This window comes from Delftia sp. DLF01, from assembly GCF_014852125.1.
Lineage (GTDB): Bacteria > Pseudomonadota > Gammaproteobacteria > Burkholderiales > Burkholderiaceae_C > Comamonas > Comamonas acidovorans.
This window is the reverse complement of the sequence record NZ_JACVAZ010000002.1, coordinates 1,348,304-1,366,279: the sequence shown is the minus strand read 5'-3', so window position 1 is coordinate 1,366,279 and position 17,976 is coordinate 1,348,304. Positions and strand designations below refer to the sequence as shown.

Below are 17,976 nucleotides of genomic sequence, written 5' to 3'. Positions count from 1 at the left end.
GATTTCTCCTCGGTGCGGGGGCGCGCTGCGGCGGATTGCTGCAGCTGCGCAAAGTGTCGATTGTGGCTTCGCCGCGAGGCACTGACAAGAAAGTGCCCCGTATCCGGATGTTGCCGTGCTCAGCCGTTGGCGCGCTTTTGCAGGATTTCGAAGGCGGGCAGGGTCTTGCCTTCCAGCACCTCCAGGAAGGCGCCGCCGCCCGTGGAGATGTAGCCGACCTTGTCCTCGATGCCGTACTTGGCGATGGCGGCCAGGGTGTCGCCGCCACCGGCGATGCTGAAGGCGTCGGACTCGGCAATCGCCTGGGCCACGACCTTGGTGCCGTTGGCGAACTGGTCGAACTCGAACACGCCCATGGGGCCGTTCCAGACGATGGTGCCGGCCTTGCGCAGTTGCTCGGCCAGGCGGGCGGCGGTCTCGGGGCCGATGTCCAGGATCATGTCGTCGTCAGCCACTTCGGTGGCCTTCTTGACGGTGGCGGGCGCGTCGGCCGCAAAGGTCTTGGAGACCACCACGTCGGTGGGAATCGGCACCTCGGCGCCGCGTGCGGCCATGGCGTCGATCACGGCGCGGGCCTCGCCGACCAGATCGGCCTCGGCCAGGCTCTTGCCGATGTTCAGGCCCGCCGCCAGCATGAAGGTGTTGGCAATGCCGCCGCCCACGATGAGCTGGTCCACGTTCTTGGCCAGCGACTGCAGGATGGTCAGCTTGGTCGACACCTTGGAGCCGGCCACGATGGCGGCCAGCGGGCGGCGCGGGTTGGCCAGGGCCTTGGTGATGGCGTCGATCTCGGCCGACAGCAGGGGGCCCGCGCAGGCAATGGGCGCGAACTGGGCGATGCCGTAGGTGGTTCCCTCGGCACGGTGGGCGGTGCCGAAGGCGTCGTGCACGAAGATGTCGCACAGCGCGGCCAGCTTGCGGGCCAGTTCTTCCTTGTTCTTCTTCTCGCCCACGTTCACGCGGCAGTTCTCCAGCAGCACGACCTGGCCGGGCGCCACCTGCACGCCGTCCACCCAGTCGGCGACCAGCGGCACTTCGCGGCCCAGCAGCTCGCCCAGGCGGCGGGCGACGGGCGCCAGCGAATCGGCGGGCTTGAACTCGCCTTCGGTGGGGCGGCCCAGGTGGCTGGTCACCATCACGGCGGCGCCGGCCTTCAGTGCCATCTCGATGGCGGGCACGGAGGCGCGCACGCGCGTGTCCTCGGTGATCTCGCCGGCATCGTTCAGGGGCACGTTGAGGTCGGCGCGGATGAAGACGCGCTGGCCCTGGGCCTTGCCCTGGGCGCACAGATCGGAGAAACGGAGAATGTTCATGACGGCGGCGTTGCGATCGGTGGCGATCGCCATGGAATTGAAACGAAAAAGAGGTAAAGCGCGGCCATTGTAGGCGGCGTGCCCGGCCTGGCAGCGGGCGTGCGCACCGGCGATCCGGGGCATCGGGAGCGCCTGTAATCCGGTTTCAGCCGGGGAGCCGGGCGCTCTCGGCCGCGCTGCGCCTACCAGCCCAGGCCGATATGCAGTGGCAGATAGACCGCCATGCCAAGCGCGATCGTTCCCATGATGCTGCGCTTGTAAAAAAAATACATGACCGCGCAAGCCAGGGCCGGCAGGCGCGCATCGACCACGGTGGAGATCAGCCGGCCGTTGGTCATCACGATCTCGGGCGCAATCACGGCCGCCAGGGCCGCCAGCGGCGCGTACTTGAGGCCGCGCTTGAGCCATTGCGGCAGGGGCACCTCGCGCTCTGGGATCAGGAAGAAGGCGCGTGTGAACAGCGTGATGGCCGCCAGGCCCACGCAGGCCAGCCAGGGCCACAGCCAGGACAGATCCATCAGAGCGTTTCCTTTTCCTTGGTTTGCACGGGTCGGACGTCTTCGTCCAGCGGCAGCCGGGCATGGCGCTCGCCATGGGCTGTATCGGGCGGGAGAATCACCGGGCTCGACTCCCCTTTTTCAGGCGCCTGCAGTGCGCGCAGACGCTGCTGCAGCGTTTCCGCCAGCAGGCCTGCGGCCACGGCTGCCGCGATGGCCACGAGGATATTGAGCTTGAGCGGCAGCGCAAAGGCCGCCACGGCCGCGCTGGCCGCAACCACGCCTGCCACCCAGGTGGCACGGTCGTTGAGCATGGACAGCAGCACGCCCATCAGGGCCAGCACGCCCGCAAAGCCCAGGCCCCAGGACAGGGGCACCTGGTCGGCCAGCAGGATGCCCAGCGTGGACGGGATCTGCCAGGCCAGCCAGTTGGTCGAGGCGGCACCCCAGAAATAGGGCAACTGCTCGGGCTGGGGCCGGGCATCGGGGTAGCGCTTCATGAAGCCCACGAAGATCACGTCGCCGCTGAAATAGGCGATGGCCAGGCGGTGGCGCAGGCGCAGGTGGGCAAAGTAGCTGCGCCACATGCTGCTGAGGATGACGAAGCGCAGGTTCACGCAGATGGCCGTGAACCAGACCACCCACATGGGCGCGCCCACGGCCATCAGCGGCAGCACGGCCAGCTGGGCACTGCCGGCATAGACCAGCAGGCCCATGAACAGCGCCAGGGGCAGGGACATGCCGCTCTTGATCATGGCCACGCCCGTGACCAGGCCCCAGGCACCTATGCCCAGCGCTGTGCCCGACATGTCGCGCACGCCGGTCATGAAGGCGGGATCGCGCGCAATGCCGCGTGCGCGCTCCACCAGGGGCTGCAGGTTCATGGCGTGCCGCCGCTGGCAGCACCGTCCAGAACGGCTCCTTCAGGCAGATCGAAGCCGCGCAGGAAATCGCCCGCCGCCAGCCGCTTGCCGCCCGCGCGCTGCAGCAGCGTCATGCACAGCACGCCATGGCCGCAGGCCACGCGCACGCCGTCGGCGCCTGCGGACAGCACGGTGCCGGGCGCTGCCGCCGCCACGGCGACGGCGGGGTCGGCGGGGTCTGCGTGAGCCTCCCAGACCTTGATGGCTTCATCGCCGTACTGCGTGGCGCCGCCCGGGAAGGGGTTGAAGGCGCGCAGGCGCCGGGCAATGGCCTCGGCATCCTGGTGCCAGTCGATCTGGCTTTCGGCCTTTTCGATCTTGTGCGCGTAGTTCACGCCCTCGGCGGGCTGGGGCGTGCGCGGCAGGCCGCCGCAGGCGCTCATCTCCAGCGCCTCGACGATGAGGCGCCCGCCCAGGTCGGCCAGCTTGTCGTGCAGGCTGGCCGTGGTGTCGTCGGCGGTGATGGGCAGGCGCTCGATGAGGCACATGTCGCCCGTGTCCAGGCCTGCATCCATTTGCATGATGGTGACGCCGGTCTCGGCATCGCCGGCCTCGATGGCGCGGTGGATGGGGGCGGCGCCGCGCCAGCGCGGCAGCAGGCTGGCGTGGATGTTCAGGCAGCCGCGCGGGGGCGTATCGAGCACCCACTGCGGCAGGATCAGCCCGTAGGCGGCCACGACCATGACATCGGCCTGGGCCGCTTCGATGGCGGCGCGGGCGGCGGCGGCCTCTTCGGGGTATTTGCCGTCCAGGCGCAGGCTGCGCGGCTGGGCCACGGCAATGCCATGCTCCAGAGCGCACTGCTTGACGGGAGAGGCCTGCAGCTTCATGCCGCGCCCGGCGGGACGGTCGGGCTGGGTCAGCACCAGGGGGACGGTAAAGCCCGCGGCGAGCAGGCGTTCAAGGGCAACGCGCGCGAACTCGGGCGTGCCGGCAAAAATGACTCTCATGCAATCCAGTAGGGACAGTGGGACGGTGTGCCGGCTCAACGACGGTCGTCGTCGTTGAACACTTCGTCGGTGAACATCACGCGGCGCACCACGCCGGCGGGGTCGATATGCACATGGGCCTGGCGGCGAATGCCATTTTCCAGAATACGGTAGGTCCAGATGTCGCCGTTGAAACTGTAGACCCTCTCGATCAGCGCAGGCGGGCCGAACAGCTGACGCACGCTTTCCCGGGTGTCCTCGCCATTGCGCAGGGCGTGGAAGCGTTCGATGGTGAGCGCCTGCTCCACGCGCACCAGGCGCTGGTTGGCGTCGAAATCCATGTGGTAGACCTGCTGGCCCGCAGGCTGCCGGCTGTAGACCAGGCGCGTGCCGCCACAGTCCAGCGGCAGGCTCAGGGTCGGGCGGCCCATGGAGCGCTCGATCTCGGAGCGCGGCGTGCCGGGCTTTTGCCACTCGGGCACGGCGCAGCCGGCAAGCAGCAGGGACAAGGCCAGGGCAAGCAGCGCCCAGGCAACGAGGCCCGCGCCGTCCATCTTCCAGCGCGGCATGAAGCGAAGCGCTGGCAGGTGGGTCATGCGCGTTCTGCCTGTTTCTGCTGCTTGAGCAGCTTGGTCTTGATGCGGTTGCGCTTGAGCGGCGACAGGTATTCGACGAAGACCTTGCCCATCAGGTGGTCCATCTCATGCTGGATGCAGATGGCCTTGAAGCCTTCGGCCTCGATGATGCGTTCGTTGCCGTTCTCGTCCAGGGCCTTGACCTTGATGGCGGTGGAGCGCTCGACGCCGTCATAGATGCCGGGCACCGACAGGCAGCCTTCTTCGCCCAGCTGCGTTTCCTCGCTGGCCCAGAGCAGCTCCGGGTTGATCAGCGCAAAGGGCTCGTCACGGCCTTCGGAGACATCGACCACGACCACGCGCTCGTGCACGTTCACCTGGGTGGCTGCCAGGCCCACGCCCTGGGCGTCATACATGGTGGCGTACATATCCTGGACCAGCTGGCGAATGCGGTCATCGACCTTGGCAACCGGCTTGGCGACGGTGTGCAGACGGGGGTCGGGATAGCAAAGAATGGGCAGAATGGACATGGCGTGGTCGGTGAATGTCGTTATTTTCGCCACTTTTCTGCCTGGGCGCAGCGGGACGACGCAATAAGCGTTGCCCTCTCATGGCCTTGCACGCAGAATCTTTGCTGATTTGTAAGACCTGTATGGCCGTTCATGACAAGATCGGCCGTGCCGCAGTGCCTAGGAGGGACGCTGCGTCAGCCACAAGAAGAGGAATTCCATGACTGCATTCGCCACAGCTCGTACCTGGACTGTCGCAACGGCCCTGATCGCTGCGTTCGCAGCGGCCCACGCGCAGCAGCTTCCGGTGACGGCATCGCAGCGCTCGGCCGCCCAGCAGGTGGCCCAGCAGGGCGTTCCCGTGGGCGAGCTGGCGCCCGATGCGCCCGACAGCTACACCGTCAAGCGCGGCGACACGCTGTGGGGCATCTCCGGCATGTACCTGCGCCGTCCCTGGCGCTGGCCCGAGCTGTGGGGCATGAACATGCAGGCCATCGCCAATCCCCACCTCATCTATCCGGGCCAGGTGCTGTACCTGGACAAGCGTGATGGCTATGCCCGCCTGAGCACGGCGCGTCCCATGGGCGACGGCGGCGAGCCCGGTGTGGTGCGCGTGTCTCCGAGCACACGCAGCGAGTCGCTGGCGCAGGCGGCCCTGCCCACGCTGCAGCCCCATCTGATCGAGCCCTTCCTGGCCGAGCCGCTGGTGGTGGATGCCGAAACGCTGCTGCGCGCACCCCGCCTCATCGCCACCACGGACGAGCGCGTGCTCATGGCCAGCGGTGACCGTGCCTATGCACGCGGCACGGCCGAGGCGCCGCTGCGCAAGGGCGACGGCCTGCCGCGCCAGTACCGTGTCTTCCGCGATGCGGTGGCGCTCAAGGACCCCATCTCCGGCGAGGTGCTGGGCTACGAGGCCAAGTACCTGGGCCTGGCCGATCTCATCGAGGGCGAGACCTCGCTGGAGATCGTGGACAGCAAGGGCGAAAAGCACGAGCAGGCCTCTCCCGCCACGGTGGACCTGTCGCGCGCCAAGACAGAGATGCGTGCTGGCGACCGCCTGCTGCCCGCACCGGAACGAACCTACATGAACTATGCGCCGCATGCGCCGCAGGCTGCCGTGAAGGCCCATGTGGTGTCGCTGTACGGCGACCAGGCCGTGCGCTGGGCGGCCAACAACCAGGTCATTGCCATCAACAAGGGCACGCAGGACGGCATGGACGTGGGCACGGTGCTGGAGTTGATCCGCCGTGGCGCGCGCATTGTGGACAAGACGGGCGACAAGAAGGAGCAGGTGCAGCTGCCCGATGAACGCAATGGCCACGCCATGGTGTTCCGCACCTTCGACCGCGTCTCCTACGCGCTGATCCTGGAGGCACGGCGCGGCGTCGAGGTGGGCGACAGCCTGACCTCGCCGGCTCCCTGAGCCCCAGCGGCCTGCCGGCAACGCCATGGCGGCCGCCTTGCAGTCCACCGACCGGCTCGCTCCCGAGGAGCTGTCCGCCTGGCTTCGGCTGCTGCTGACGCCCGGCGTGGGCCGCACCACGGCGCGGCGCCTGCTGGCGGCCTGCGGTGGCGCGCAGAACATCTGGAGCGGCCCTCCAGCCGCCTGGCACGGCTTGGTGACGGCGGCACAGGCCCATTCGCTGCAGACCGTGCCCCAGCGCCTGGAGCAGCTTGTGGCGGCCACGGCGCAATGGCTGGACCAGCCCGCTTCCGGGCAGTTGCATGCCGTGCTTGCGCTGGGCCATCCCCAGTATCCGCAGGCGCTGCTGCAGACCGAAGATCCGCCGCTGCTGCTGCATGTGCAGGGCAGCGAGCGCTGCATGGCAGGTTCTGGTCCCTGGTTCCCCTATCCACAGTCCCTGGCCATGGTCGGCAGCCGCGGGCCGACGGTCCAGGGCGCGGCCAATGCGCGCGCCATGGCGCAGGCGCTGGCCGAGGCCGGCCTGTGCATCGTCTCCGGACTGGCGCAGGGCGTGGATGGCGCTGCCCATGAGGGCGCACTGCGCGCGGTGCTGCGCGCGGGCACCCAGGCGGCGCCTGTCACCATTGCCGTCGTGGGCACGGGCCTGGACCAGGTCTATCCACGGCGCCACATCGGCCTGGCCCGCGAAGTGGCCAGCCATGGGCTGATCGTCAGCGAGTATCCGCTGGGCACCGGTCCCATGGCCGCGCACTTTCCGCAGCGCAACCGCATCATTGCGGGCCTGTCCCAGGGCACGCTGGTGGTCGAGGCGGCCCTGCAATCGGGCTCGCTGATCACCGCAAGACTGGCCAGCGAACAGGGCCGCGAAGTCTTTGCCATCCCCGGCTCCATCCACGCGCCCCAGTCGCGCGGCTGCCATGCGCTGCTGCGCCAGGGCGCCAAGCTCGTGGAAACGGCGCAGGACGTGCTCGATGAACTGCAGGGAACGGCCGTGCGCCTGCCGCTTGCCAAACAGGTACCGGCAGCGGCAGCTGTTCAGTCCGCCCAGCACCATGAGAACGACGCCACCCTGCGCGCCCTGGCCCACGACCCGCTGTCGCTGGACGAGCTCATGGACCGCACAGGCATGGATGCCGCAGCCCTGCAGGCCCACCTGCTGGAGCTGGAACTGGAAGGCCGCGTGGAGCGCCTGCCCGGCGGCCTGTTCCAGCGCCTGGCCCAGGCCTGATCTCAAAAACTGGCGCGTCCCCAAGCGGGAGATGCCGAGCAAGAGCCGCCTCGCGGTGGGGGCGCCTAGCCGATGGCATCGTCCCCCTCCCCCGCGAAGCGGGTAGAGAGGCGCCGTGCCACGGGGGGAAGGCGCGTAGCGCCTCAGGGGGAGCTTAGCCTTTCAGGGTTCGCCTGAATCTTCTCCAGCGCATCGCGCGTCGCACGCACCGTGAGCGCCTCTTCGTCATGCACGGACAGCAGGCCGGACTGCAGGTAGGAGGCCATGCGCCGCAGCTGCAGCAGGTGGCAGGTGCCATCGAGCGCGGCGAACAGGTGCAGCTGCTTGCGGCGGCTGCGCCAGGTGTATTGCACCTGGATGCGCGCGCCGTTGTGGTCCAGCGTGAACCAGCGGCCCGGCTCCAGCGAGGTGGCCCACTCCAGCATCACCGGGTCCACGGGGGTGTTGGTGCTCGGGATGACGTTGAGCCCGGCCGTGTCCACGCCCAGGATCATCTCGATGTTCTCGGGCGACAGCGGCATGTCCTCGTCGAGCATGCCGTCTTCGCTGATGTACTGCTCCAGATGGGACAGTCGCTGGGCCATGGCCTCGATGCGGGCCGGTGCGATGGTCGCTGTCTTGGAGACGAAGGCTTCGGCCAGCGTGTCGGTGACCAGCTTGATGCGTGCGGACTGCCCCTCGCCCGTGACGCCGATCAGGGCCAGCCCTTCGCGCAACGTCTGCAGCAGCGTCGGCAGCGTCTGGATCACGCGCGAGCGTTCCTGGCGCGTGGGCTTGGCGCTGGCGGCCCAGACCAGTTCGCTGGCTGCCTGCTTGAACCGCATGGTGCGCGCGTCCTTGGCGCCGTGGCGCACGGCGGCCAGGGCCAGCACCTCGGTCCAGGTCTTGAACAGGAACTCGCGGATCTCTTCGCGCACCGGCATGTCGGTGAGCAGGTGGCGCAGCTCGATCGTGTACTGGATGGCCAGGGTTTCCTTTTGCTCCACCTGCTGGGCCACGCTGACGATCTTGGCCTTGTCCTGCGACTGGGTCAGGTAGCGCGCCAGGAAGTCCTCGAACTCGCGCAGCACCAGCACGAAGACCTTCTGGCCGGTCTCCGGGTACTGCTCGATGACCTGGACGATGCGCCGGATCTCCGACTCCAGCGCGCTGCCGCTGATGCTGGAGGCGTCGAACCCCATCACGCACGAACCCAGGCGGTCGATCAGCAGCCGGGCCGGGTGGCGCAGGTTGCTGAAGAATTCCGGCTCGGCCAGCGCCACGCGCAGCACGGGCACCTGCAGCCGGGCAAACCATACGCGCACCGAGGGCGGGATGCGGTCCTCGGTCAGGATGGCCTGGAACATCAGGGCCACGATCTCGATGGTGGCCTTTTCGCCCGAGGTGGTGGCCTTGCGCTTGAGCTCGGCCGAGCGCTCGCGCACCTGGCCCACCAATTGGCCGATGGCGGCCGGGCTGGCATCGATTTGCAGCGTGGTCAGTCCCCGGGCCAGCATCTGCTGGTACTGCGTCTGGGCCACGACGCGCTGCTCCAGCAGGGCCTGGGTCAGCGCGGCCGATGCGGGGGCCTGCTGCAGGCCACCGCCCACGCCGCCCACGCCGGGCACCAGGCCCGGCACGCCCACGCCCGGCTGCATGAGCAGGCGGCGCAATTGGCCCACGACTTCATGGGCGCGGTGGCGTGCACGCGAAAGTGTTGTCAGGCCCACGGGCATCTGGCCCTGGGGCAGTGCCCCGTTGGGCGGATAGGAGTCGGCAGCGCCCGGCACGCCACCCATCTGCGTGGGCGCATAGGCCGAGGAAGGCTGCGAGGTCGAGGCAGGCGCCGTGGCCGGGCCCAGGCCCATGGCGCGCGTGGAGTGGCCGCCCTCGGTGCGCCGCACCCGCATGGCCACGTCCTGCGAACGGGTGACGCCCTGGCCGTCCAGCAGCTGGTGGGCCGCCTGGTATCCGGCCACCAGCAGCGGTGCCAGGACTGTCTGCAGCAGATCGTTCACGCGCTGCAGATCGCCGCGCTGCAGGCCGCTGGCGAGCCACTGCTCGACCAGATGGCGGCACACGGACTCGCTGCGCAGAATGTCGTCGGATGGCAGTTCCTGGTTTTCGATGGCCTGCATGCGCAGGCGCAGCGTATCGAAGACGGGTGCCGTGGTTTCCCCCATGGCCAGCGCCATGCGGGAGGCCAGGATCTTGTTCTCCACCACATCGTCGCTGAGCAGTTCGAACTGCAGCGCCCCGCGCTGTGGCAAGGAGGCCGGTGTGGCCCTGCCCGGCTGCAGTGCGCCCTGCAGCGCCTGCATGCAGGCATTCAGCCAGGCCGCCTGGTGCTGGCGGTAGCTGGACCAGGCCTCGCGACGCTCCTGCATTTCACGTGCGGTGCCCACGGCCTGGGCCTGTTGTTCCATCTGGGCCAGCAGCTGCTGGGCCACGCCGGGCAGGCCCTTGCACAGTCCACGCACCCAATGCAAACGCGCCTGCTGGCCCAGTGAAGACTGGGTGCCAGCAGGCGCGTTGGAAGGGGTGGGCAGGGAGGGCATGCCCGCGAGTGTAAGCCGGTCTGGAGCTAGAACATTCGCTTACACAGTGGCGCCGGCGTTGGGATCGTTGGGGTCCGTGGAAGCCTTGGGCGCCTTGATCAGATCCTCGCGCTTGACGCCCAGCCACATGGCGATGGCGGCGGCCACGAAGACCGAGGAATAGATGCCGAACAGGATGCCGATGGTCAGAGCCAGCGCGAAGTAATGCAGGCTGGGACCGCCGAAGAAGAACATGGACAGCACCATGGCCTCGGTGGAGGCGTGGGTGATGATGGTGCGGCTCATCGTGCTGGTGATGGCGTGGTCGATCACCTCGGTGGTGCTGAGCTTGCGGAACTTGCGGAAGGCTTCGCGGATACGGTCGAAGATCACGACCGACTCGTTGACCGAGTAGCCCAGCACGGCCAGCACGCCGGCCAGCACGGACAGCGAGAACTCCCACTGGAAGAACGCGAAGAAGCCCAGGATGATGACCACGTCGTGCAGGTTGGCGATCACGGCGGCCACGCCGAACTTCCATTCGAAGCGCATGGCCAGGTAGATCACGATGCCCAGCACCACGAAGCCCAGTGCCATCAGGCCGTTGTGCATGAGCTCGTCACCCACCTGCGGGCCCACGAACTCGGTGCGGCGCAGCGTGACTTCGGCGTCTTCCTTCTTGAGCGCCGTGAGCACCTGCTCGCTTTGCTGCGCGGAGGACACGTCCTTTTGCACGGGCAGGCGGATCATCACGTCGCGCGACGTGCCGAAGTTCTGCACCGTGACGTCGCTGTAGCCCAGCTTGGAGACGGTATCGCGCACCTTGGCGATGTCGGCGGTCTGGGTATAGGCCACCTCCATCACGGTGCCGCCCGTGAACTCCACGGACAGGTGCAGGCCGCGCGTGAGCAGGAAGAACACGGCCAGCGCGAAGGTGATGAAGGAGATCGCGTTGAGGACCAACGCGTACTTCATGAAGGGGATGTCTTTGCGGATGCGGAAGAACTCCATGGTCTTCCCCCTTTCAGTTGTTGGCGCCGGAATCGGCGACGCTGGAACCCTTGGCAGCCACGGAGCGCAGCTGGCTGGTGTCTTCCGGCTTCCAGACCTGGCCGATGGAGATGCTCTTGAGCTTCTTGCGGCGGCCGTACCAGAGGTTGACCAGGCCGCGCGAGAAGAACACGGCCGAGAACATGCTGGTCAGGATGCCGATGCAGTGCACCACGGCGAAGCCGCGCACCGGGCCGGAGCCGAAGGCCAGCAGCGCCAGGCCCGCGATCAGCGTGGTCACGTTCGAGTCCAGGATGGTGTGCCATGCGTTCTCGTAGCCCGCATGGATGGCGGCCTGCGGCGAGACGCCGCCGCGCAGTTCCTCGCGGATGCGCTCGTTGATCAGCACGTTGGAGTCGATGGCCACGCCCAGCGCCAGCGCCATGGCGGCGATGCCGGGCAGGGTCAGCGTGGCCTGCAGCATGGACAGGATGGCCAGCAGCAGCAGCACGTTGACCGACAGGGCCACCGTGGAGATCACGCCGAACAGCATGTAGTACACGCACATGAAGGCCGCGATGGCCACCAGGCCCCAGACCACGGAGTGGATGCCGCGGTTGATGTTGTCGGCCCCCAGGCTGGGGCCGATGGTGTATTCCTCGATGATCTCCATGGGCGCGGCCAGGGAGCCGGCGCGCAGCAGCAGGGCCGTGTCGTTGGCTTCCGCCGTGGTCATGCGGCCCGAGATCTGCACGCGTCCGCCACCGATCTCGGTGCGGATCACGGGAGCCGTCACGACCTCGCCCTTGCCCTTTTCGAACAGGATGATGGCCATGCGCTTGCCCACGTTCTCACGCGTGATGTCCTTGAAGATGCGCGCGCCCTTGGCATCGAGCACCAGGTTGACCGTGGGTTCCTGGGTCTGGCTGTCGAAGCCGGGCTGTGCGTCGGTGAGGTTCTCGCCGGTCAGCACGACCTGCTTTTGCACGATCACGGCCTGGGCGTTGCGGTCCAGGTAGCGCTCGGAGCCGAAGGGCACGGGACCCGAGCCCAGCTCGGCGCCGCGCGCCTCGGAGGATTCGTCGACCAGGCGCACTTCCAGCGTGGCCGTGCGGCCCAGGATGTCCTTGGCCTTGGCCGTGTCCTGCACGCCGGGCAGCTGGACGATGATGCGGTCCAGACCCTGCTGCTGGATCACGGGCTCGGCCACGCCCAGCTCGTTGATACGATTGTGCAGGGTGACGATGTTCTGCTTGAGCGCCTGTTCCTGCACCTTGCGCAGGGCTTCGGGCTTGATGGAGGCCAGCAGCTTGAAGCCGGCGCCATCAGGCTCGGAGGTGGCCGCCAGATCGGGGAACTGGTCGGTGACCAGATTGCGAGCGGCCGTGAGCATGGCCTCGTCGCGCACGCGGATCTCGACGGTGTTGCCGTTGCGCGAGACGCCGCCGTGGCGGATGTTCTTGTCGCGCAGCGAGGTGCGCAGGTCGCCGGCAAAGGAGTCGGCCTTCTTGGTCAGGGCCGCAGCCATGTCCACCTGCAGCATGAAGTGCACGCCACCGCGCAGGTCCAGGCCCAGGTACATGGGCTTGGCGCCGACGGCCGTGAGCCATTGCGGCGAGCGCGACACCAGGTTCAGCGCCACGATGTAGGCCGGGTCGTTGGCATCGGGGATCAGGGCCTTCTGGATCACGTCCTTGGCCTTGAGCTGCTCGTCGGGCGTGTTGAAGCGCGCCCGCACCGAGGTGCCCTCGATGGTCAGCACATCGGGCTTGACATCGGCAGCCTTCAAGGCCTCCTCGACCCTGTGCAGCACCGCGTTGTCCACCTTGATGGTGGCCTTGGCCGAGGAGACCTGCACGGCAGGCGCCTCACCGAAAAAATTGGGCAGGGTGTAGAGCACCCCCACCAGCAGCGCGATCACGATGATCGCGTACTTCCAGACCGGATATCGGTTCATGATCGCGCTCTTCGCTCTTTGTAGACAGCAACGCACAAAAGGGTGTGCTGCCGCCTGCGCGGTCCGCACACCCGCAAGACAGGGACAGCGCTTACTTCAGCGTGTCCTTGGGCAGCACCTGTACGACGGCGCTGCGCTGGATCTGGACTTCCACACCCGAGGCGATCTCGATGTGCAGGAATTGCTCGGACATGCGTGTCACGCGGCCGATGATGCCGCCGGACGTTGCCACTTCGTCGCCCTTGGCCAGCGCCTCGATCATGGAGCGGTGCTCCTTCTGGCGCTTCATCTGGGGGCGGATCATCACGAAGTACAGCACCACGAACATCAGTGCCAGCGGTGCCATGCCGTACAGCTGCGACATGAAGTCGCCACCGGAGGCTGCTGCTGCGGGTGCGGTCTGGGCAAAAGCGGAAGAAATAAACACGGGCAAGACTCCAGGATTGGAAGGTCGAAAAAGGGTCGCTGCGCACGCCGTATGCACGGGCCTGCGCAGGAGAACGGAGCATTGTATGCGTCAGCCCTGACCCACATGGGCTGCCAGGATCTGGCGGCTGCGGGTTTTTCGGCGACGATGGCTGCAACTGGCTGCCATCTGCCGTTTTTAAAGGGGTGGAGCGCGGTTTTTCGTGATTTTTGCGCCCGGCTTGACGGTCCATGGAACGGACCCTGACGGAGCCGCGCCGCCCACACCTTGCGGTGCGGGCGGCGGCAGCGATCTTACAGGAGGCCCCTGGAGCGGGGCGGTCCGTGTGGTTTCAGGCGACGCCGACGGCGGGCTTGCCCGTGCTGCCCGCACCCCGTGACGGTGCGCTCCAGCGTGCCATCAGCGCCTTCCACTTGATGCGGGCCGCTGCCAGGTTGCGCTCCTTGACATGGCCGTAGCCGCGGATGTCCTCGGGAATGCTGGCGATCTCCACGGCCAGCGCCAGGCGCTCGGGCGTGAGTTCGGCCAGCAGGCCTTCGATGCACTGGCGGTATTCCTGGATCAGGGCGCGCTCGGTGCGGCGCTCCTGCGTGCGGCCGAAGGGGTCCAGCGCAGTGCCGCGCAGGCCCTTCATCTTCGCCAGCACTTCCATGGCCTTGCGCATCCAGGGACCGTAGGACTTCTTGACCAGATGGCCGTGCTCGTCCTTGCCGGCCGACGACGGCGGCGCCAGGTGGTGGACCACGCGGTAGTCGCCCTCGAACATGCCGGCGATGCGCTGGCTGAAGGCCGCATCGGTGTGCAGGCGCGCGACCTCGTACTCATCCTTGTAGGCCATGAGTTTGAACAGATAGCGGGCCACGGCCTCCGACAGGCGCGTGCCGGAGCCCGCCACGCCGCGCTCGGCGGCATGGACCTTGTCCACGAAGGCCTGGTACTCGGCTGCATAGGCGGCGTTCTGGTAGCCCGTGAGGAAGTCCACGCGCTTGGCCACCATCTCGGTCAGCGAGGGCTTCTTGACGAACTGGATCACCTGGGCCGTCTGGAACAGGGCGCGCACGGCAGCCAGGTCATGGGCGCAGCGGCGGCCCCACTCGAAGGCGGCCTTGTTGTTGTCGGCCTGCACGCCGTTGAGTTCGATGGCGCGCATCAGCGCGGCATGCGACAGCGGCACGCGGCCCTTTTGCCAGGCGTAGCCCAGGATCAGCGGGTTGGTGTAGATGCTGTCGCCCAGCAGCTGCACGGCCACCTGCTCGGCGTCGAAGCTGCCCAGCAGCTCGGGGCCCACGGCCTGGGCCAGTGCGCTGGCGCAGCGGTCGTCCGGCGCCTGCCAGTCAGGGTTGGTGACGAAGGCTGCCGTGGGCGAGCCGTGGCTGTTGAGCGCCACGAAGGTGCGGCCCGGCTGCATCACGGACATGGTGGTCGGCGTGGCCGTGACGATGGGGTCGCAGCCGATCACCAGGTCGGCCTTGGCCATGTCCACCTTGGTGGTGTAGATGGCTTCGGGGCGGTTGGCGATCTGGATGTGGCTCCAGGTGGAGCCGCCCTTTTGCGCCAGGCCGGCCGCGTCCTGGGTGATCACGCCCTTGCCCTCCAGGTGGGCGGCCATGCCCAGCAGCGAGCCGATGGTGATCACGCCCGTGCCGCCGACGCCGGCCACGACGATGCCCCAGGCCTGCTCGGCCACGGGGAGCAAGGGCTCCGGGATGGCGGGCAGCATGGACAGGTCGCCCTTCTTCTCCTTCTTGGGCTTTTTGAGCTGGCCGCCTTCGATGGTGACGAAGCTGGGGCAAAAGCCCTTCACGCAGGAGTAGTCCTTGTTGCAGGTGTTCTGGTTGATGCGGCGCTTGCGGCCGAACTCGGTCTCCACCGGCTCGACCGACAGGCAGTTGGACTGCACCGAGCAGTCGCCGCAGCCTTCGCAGACCAATTCGTTGATGACCACGGTCTTGTCGGGCGTGGCCAGCGTGCCGCGTTTGCGGCGGCGGCGCTTTTCGGTGGCGCAGGTCTGGTCGTAGATGATGGCCGTGCAGCCCTTGAGGGTGCGGAACTCGCGCTGGATGCGGTCCAGCTCGTCGCGGTGGTGCACGGTCACGCCCTCGGCCAGCGGCACGCCGTCGTACTTGGCGGGTTCGTCGGTGACGATGACCAGTTTGGCCACGCCCTCGGACTTGAGGCTGTTCATGATCTGCAGCACCGAGTGGCCCTCGGGCCGCTCGCCCACGCGCTGGCCGCCCGTCATGGCCACGGCGTCGTTGTACAGCAGCTTGTAGGTGATGTTCACGCCGGCCGCGATGCTCTGGCGTATCGCCAGCAGGCCGCTGTGGAAGTAGGTGCCGTCGCCCAGGTTGGCGAAGACATGCGCGTCCTTGGTGAAGGGCGCCTGGCCCACCCAGGTCACGCCCTCGCCACCCATCTGCGTGAAGGTGCTGGTGGAGCGGTCCATCCACACCGTCATGTAGTGGCAGCCGATGCCGGCCACGGCGCGGCTGCCCTCGGGCACGCGGGTGCTGGTGTTGTGCGGGCAGCCGCTGCAAAACCATGGCACGCGGTCGCCCGTGGGCTGGCTCTGGGCGGCCTTGAGCGCGGCCTCGCGGGCGTCCAGCACGGCAATGCGCTCGTGCATGCGCTGGGCGATGTGTTCGGGCACGCCGATCTTGGTCAGGCGCTGGACGATGGCGCGCGCGATGAGGGCCGGCGTCAGGTCCGCATTGGGGCGCAGCAGCCAGTCCTGGCTGGGATTGGGCACCGACCATTCGCCGCCGTGCTCATCGCTGAACTTGCCGACCACGTTGGGCCGCACGTCGGAGCGCCAGTTGTACAGCTCTTCCTTGATCTGGTATTCGATGACCTGGCGCTTTTCCTCCACCACCAGGATCTCCTGCAGGCCGCGCGCGAAGTCGCGCGTGATGGTGGCCTCCAGCGGCCAGACCACGTTGACCTTGTGCACGCGTATGCCCAGCTGGCGGCAGGTGTCGTCGTCCAGGCCCAGGTCGGCCAGGGCCTGGCGCATGTCGTTGTAGGCCTTGCCGCTGGCGATCAGGCCGAAGCGGTCGTTGGGACCGTCGATCACGTTGTGGTTGAGCCGGTTGGCGCGCACATAGGCCAGGGCCGCATACCACTTGTAGTTCATCAGCCGCTGCTCCTGCTCCAGCGGCGCATCGGGCCAGCGGATGTGCAGGCCGCCGGGCGGCATCTGGAAGTCCTCGGGCAGGATGATGTTCACGCGGTCCGGCTCCACCGACACGCTGGCCGAGGACTCCACCACCTCCTGGATGGTCTTCATGCCCGACCACAGGCCGGAGAAGCGGCTCATGGCAAAGGCGTGCAGCCCCATGTCCAGGATGTCCTGCACATTGCTGGGAAAGAACACCGGCGTGCCGCAGGCCTTGAAGATGTGGTCGCTCTGGTGGGCGGCCGTGCTGCTCTTGCTGATGTGGTCGTCACCGGCCAGCGCGATCACGCCGCCGTGCCTGGCCGTGCCCGCCATGTTGGCGTGCTTGAACACGTCGGAGCAGCGGTCCACGCCCGGGCCCTTGCCGTACCACAGGCCGAAGACGCCGTCGAACTTCTTGGTCTCGGGATAGAGATCCAGCTGCTGCGTGCCCCAGACGGCCGTGGCGCCCAGCTCTTCATTGACGCCGGGCTGGAAGACGATGTTGTTGGATTCGAGGTGCTTTTTCGCGGCCCATAGCGCCTGGTCATAGCCGCCCAGCGGGGAGCCCCGGTAGCCGCTGATGAAGCCTGCGGTGTTCAGGCCCGCTGCAGCGTCGCGCTGGCGCTGCAGCATGGGCAGGCGCACAAGGGCCTGTACTCCGCTCATGAATGCACGGCCGTGCTGCAGAGCGTATTTGTCGTCGAGAGTGACCGTCTCCAGGGCGCGGCGCACGTCTTCGGGCAGTGGGGCATTCATGGCTTGTCTCCATCGATGGTCGGCGCCCTGTCATGTCCTGCCCGGAACGGGAAAGAGGCATGCACGGCACTCGTTGTCTGAACCAAATCGCCTTTTTTCAGTGTATTCGTGCTCGTCTGATAGGTCTTTGCTTTCTTTGCGCTGTTTCAAGTATCCTGAGCAAGAATCTTTCTTGAAAACGGTGTTTTGTGCAAACTTTGGACAAATTCGACATTGCCATCCTCGGCCACCTGCAGGCCGACGCACGCCTGACCAATGCCGAGCTGGCCCAGCGCGTGGGCCTGTCGGCCGCGCCCTGCTGGCGCCGTGTGCGGGCGCTGGAGGAGGCGGGCTTCATCCGCGGCTACCACGCCGACATCGACCGCCACAAGATCGGCCTGGGCGTGCTGGCCTTCGTGCGGCTCGATGCCGTGCGCACGGCCGGCACGCTGACGCTGGAGATGGAGGACGCCATCCGCAAGCTGCCCGAGGTCGTGACCTGCCACTACATCAGCGGCACCGGCACCTTCGAGCTGCAGGTGGTGGCGCGCGACCTGGACAGCTTTGCGCAGTTCGCGCGCAACACGCTGCTGAACCTGCCCAATGTGAAGGACATGCAGACCAGTTTCTCGCTGGGCGAGATCAAGTCCAGCCATGCGCTGCCGCTGTCCCAGCTGGGGCCCATGGCGGGCAAGGGCCTGCCGGACCAGTAGCCGCAGGCCGGCGGACTGGCCTGTGAAGGTCGCGCCGAAGCGACAGTGTGCTCCTGCAAAAGGAGCAAAAAACACCTG

General features: G+C 67.5%; 14 protein-coding genes. 3 read left to right on the top strand and 11 right to left on the bottom strand.

What is annotated here, in order from left to right; all coding sequences use genetic code 11:
* Positions 1-119: 119 nt before the first annotated feature.
* The 6 genes from IB269_RS14635 to def all read right to left on the bottom strand — a co-directional run bounded on the left by IB269_RS14635 (position 120) and on the right by def (position 4,767).
* Positions 120-1,313 (bottom strand): phosphoglycerate kinase, encoded by a 1,194-nt coding sequence (locus IB269_RS14635; RefSeq protein WP_043783159.1) that lies wholly within the window; start codon positions 1,311-1,313, stop codon positions 120-122.
* Between the two features lie 182 nt (positions 1,314-1,495).
* Positions 1,496-1,831: an AzlD domain-containing protein gene (locus IB269_RS14630; protein WP_012202761.1), complete on the bottom strand. Its 336-nt coding sequence runs from the start codon at positions 1,829-1,831 to the stop codon at positions 1,496-1,498.
* On the bottom strand, positions 1,831-2,694 hold the full coding sequence (locus IB269_RS14625) for an AzlC family ABC transporter permease (protein ID WP_192367465.1): 864 nt from the start codon (positions 2,692-2,694) through the stop codon (positions 1,831-1,833). The genes IB269_RS14630 and IB269_RS14625 overlap by 1 nt, the downstream gene beginning before the upstream one ends.
* Complete coding sequence (fmt, locus tag IB269_RS14620) at positions 2,691-3,683, bottom strand: methionyl-tRNA formyltransferase (RefSeq protein ID WP_192367464.1); 993 nt, start codon at positions 3,681-3,683, stop codon at positions 2,691-2,693. Before fmt ends, IB269_RS14625 begins: the two co-directional genes overlap by 4 nt.
* 35 nt (positions 3,684-3,718) lie before the next feature.
* Entirely contained in the window at positions 3,719-4,258 is a 540-nt protein-coding gene (locus IB269_RS14615) for a hypothetical protein (RefSeq protein ID WP_192367463.1), read from the bottom strand.
* Positions 4,255-4,767, bottom strand: a complete 513-nt coding sequence (gene def / locus IB269_RS14610) for a peptide deformylase (protein ID WP_012202765.1) — start codon at positions 4,765-4,767, stop codon at positions 4,255-4,257. The genes IB269_RS14615 and def overlap by 4 nt, the downstream gene beginning before the upstream one ends.
* A gap of 199 nt (positions 4,768-4,966) precedes the next feature.
* On the opposite strand from def, the gene IB269_RS14605 reads away from it, so the two are divergent.
* Together IB269_RS14605 and dprA are read left to right on the top strand one after the other, a co-directional pair.
* The gene (locus IB269_RS14605) at positions 4,967-6,172 is read left to right on the top strand and encodes a LysM peptidoglycan-binding domain-containing protein (RefSeq protein WP_192367462.1); all 1,206 of its coding nucleotides are present in this window, start codon (positions 4,967-4,969) and stop codon (positions 6,170-6,172) included.
* 25 nt (positions 6,173-6,197) lie between these two features.
* Positions 6,198-7,403 (top strand): DNA-processing protein DprA, encoded by a 1,206-nt coding sequence (gene dprA, locus IB269_RS14600; RefSeq protein WP_192367461.1) that lies wholly within the window; start codon positions 6,198-6,200, stop codon positions 7,401-7,403.
* 143 nt (positions 7,404-7,546) lie between these two features.
* On the opposite strand, the gene IB269_RS14595 is transcribed toward dprA, so the two are convergent.
* The 5 genes from IB269_RS14595 to IB269_RS14575 all read right to left on the bottom strand — a co-directional run bounded on the left by IB269_RS14595 (position 7,547) and on the right by IB269_RS14575 (position 17,206).
* Entirely contained in the window at positions 7,547-9,940 is a 2,394-nt protein-coding gene (locus IB269_RS14595; protein WP_192367460.1) for a DUF1631 family protein, read from the bottom strand.
* Positions 9,941-9,979: 39 nt separating this feature from the next.
* A complete protein-coding gene (gene secF / locus IB269_RS14590; protein WP_012202769.1) occupies positions 9,980-10,930 on the bottom strand; it encodes a protein translocase subunit SecF in 951 nt (316 codons plus the stop codon).
* A 13-nt stretch (positions 10,931-10,943) separates the two neighbouring features.
* A complete protein-coding gene (gene secD / locus IB269_RS14585) occupies positions 10,944-12,866 on the bottom strand; it encodes a protein translocase subunit SecD (protein ID WP_043825337.1) in 1,923 nt (640 codons plus the stop codon).
* A gap of 91 nt (positions 12,867-12,957) precedes the next feature.
* Positions 12,958-13,293 carry a preprotein translocase subunit YajC gene (gene yajC / locus IB269_RS14580; RefSeq protein WP_012202771.1) on the bottom strand — a complete coding sequence of 112 codons (336 nt, stop codon included), beginning with the start codon at positions 13,291-13,293 and terminating at the stop codon, positions 12,958-12,960.
* Between the two features lie 331 nt (positions 13,294-13,624).
* Positions 13,625-17,206, bottom strand: a complete 3,582-nt coding sequence (locus IB269_RS14575) for an indolepyruvate ferredoxin oxidoreductase family protein (protein WP_192367459.1) — start codon at positions 17,204-17,206, stop codon at positions 13,625-13,627.
* 188 nt (positions 17,207-17,394) lie between these two features.
* Here IB269_RS14575 and IB269_RS14570 point away from each other — a divergent pair, with 188 nt between their 5' ends.
* Entirely contained in the window at positions 17,395-17,898 is a 504-nt protein-coding gene (locus IB269_RS14570) for an Lrp/AsnC family transcriptional regulator (RefSeq protein WP_012202773.1), read from the top strand.
* Positions 17,899-17,976 lie beyond the last annotated feature (78 nt).